This is a genomic window from Plasticicumulans sp. (genome assembly GCF_035331805.1).
GTDB lineage: Bacteria > Pseudomonadota > Gammaproteobacteria > Competibacterales > Competibacteraceae > Plasticicumulans.
The window spans coordinates 1-1,900 of sequence record NZ_DAOLKE010000508.1 but is presented as its reverse complement, the minus strand read 5'-3'; the positions used below and the strand labels follow the sequence as shown (position 1 = coordinate 1,900).

Genomic DNA, 1,900 nt, shown 5'->3' with positions numbered 1-1,900 from the left:
TTGCGGCGCAGCGTGCCCAAGCCTGAGCACGGCGCGTCGACCAGCACGCGGTCGAGCTTGCCGGCCAGCCGTTTGACCTTCAGGTCGCGCTCGGACTCGATGCGCAGTGGATGTACGTTCGACAGACCTGAGCGTGCCAGGCGCGGCTTCAGGCGCGCCAGCCGGTGCTCGGCAACGTCGAACGCATACAGGCGGCCTTGCGAGCGCATCAGAGCGCCGAGCAGCAAGGTCTTGCCGCCGGCCCCGGCGCAGAAGTCGGCGACCATTTCGCCGCGCTTCGGCTGGAGCAGAAAACCGAGCAACTGACTGCCTTCGTCCTGGACTTCGAGGCTGCCGTCGATGAACAGCGGATGCGCGGCGAGCGCCGGCTTTTCCGCCAGGCGAACGGCGAGTGGCGACCAGCGTCCGGCGGCCGCGGCAATCCCGTCGGCGTGCAGGCGAGCGAGCACCGCCGGCCGGTCGGTCTTCAGCGGATTGACGCGCAGGTCGAGCGGCGCCGGTCGATTGAGCGCCGCCGCCAGCGCAGCCAAGTCGTCGGCGGAAAATTGTCCAGCAAGTTGCTCGTACAACCAGTCAGGCAGATCGAGGCGAACCGCCGGCGGCAGGTCTTCCACGCGCAGCGCCTTGGCCTGCGCCAGCCAGCGGCTTTCGCTGGCGTTGAGAAGCGGCGCCAACTGGCGCAGGTTCAGCCCCTGCCGGCAGGCCAGCGCGGCGAGCAGCAGACGGCGCGAGCTGAGGTCGCCGGCACAGCGCGCGGTGAGCGAACGGCGATGGCGGAGAACGGCGAAGACGTTCTCGGCGACGAACGCCCGATCGGCGTGACCGAGTTCGCGCTGGTGCCGGAAATACGTCGAAACGACCGCGTCGGCCGGCAGGTGGGTCTTCAGCAATTCGCCAAGCAGGCGTTCGGCGTGCGCGAGCAGAACGGGGTGAATGTTCGTCATCAGGGTTCCCGGGTGAAATCGATGTGGGTCGCCGACTGCACGAAGACGTCACCCTTGCGATCGACGTGGCGAATCTTCACCGGCAGCAGCGCCTGCTCGTAAGCCAGCCAAAGCTCGGTCGTCGCCGTGCCGGCAAGGCGCAGGTGCAGGCAGCGGAAACTGCCCGCCGGTGTCTCGATCGTCTCCTCGCCCATCACCTCGATCCGATAGCCGGCCAGCTTGCGGCCAGTAGCGACGTTCACGGCGACGCCGGAATGCTCGGGCAGCAGCGCCAGTTGAAAGTTCAGCGACAGGATGTCCTGCGTCCCGCCGCGCAGCGCCAGCGGCGGCCGCTCGCCCATGCGCACCTGGCCCGCCGGCCAGTCGAAATCGATCTCCTCGGCGCGCTCGCGTGCGCTGCGGCGGACGACGAAGTGCTCCGGAACGAGGCCGCCGGAACCGACCCGGCCGCGACTCTCGGCCTCGACGCGCACGCGTTTGAACAGGGCGACCAGCCCGCTCGTCTCGCTCAGCGCGCTGATCCGGTAACGGTCGGCGCGCACCTCCCACTCCTGCCGCGCGAAACCGATCGGGAAACTGCGGTCGCCACGCTCGACGCGGTAGCGAATCGAGCCGCGTGCCGGCAGACGCGCGGTGACGACGACCGGCGGTGTCGCCTCGCCAGCGGCCGGCTCATCGCCGCCCACCCCGGGTGCGCCGGCCGCGCCGGGTACGCCGGGAACGCTGCCCATCCCGGGTGCGCCCGCCACATCGCCCACTTCGTCCGGCGCAGCGGCCTGCTCTGCCGCCCGTTCCGGCTGATCGTCCGCCGCCGGCGCATCGCCAAGCTCCTCGGCCGGCGCCGGTTCGTCCGGCGCGACCTCTGGCGGTGCGCTCGCGGGCGGCGACGCGACGATTGCCGAGTCACGCGGCGTCGTCGGACGCGCCGCACGCGGTCGCGCCGGCGGCGCGTCCGA

Annotated in this window: 2 protein-coding genes; both read right to left on the bottom strand. The window is 70.9% G+C overall.

Annotated elements, in window-relative coordinates:
* Positions 1 to 944: RsmB/NOP family class I SAM-dependent RNA methyltransferase (locus tag PKE44_RS18900; RefSeq protein WP_324554317.1), on the bottom strand; the 944-nt coding region annotated here is incomplete at its 3' end.
* Positions 944 to 1,900: DUF3108 domain-containing protein (locus PKE44_RS18895; RefSeq protein WP_324554315.1), on the bottom strand; the 957-nt coding region annotated here is incomplete at its 5' end. The genes PKE44_RS18895 and PKE44_RS18900, both read right to left, overlap by 1 nt.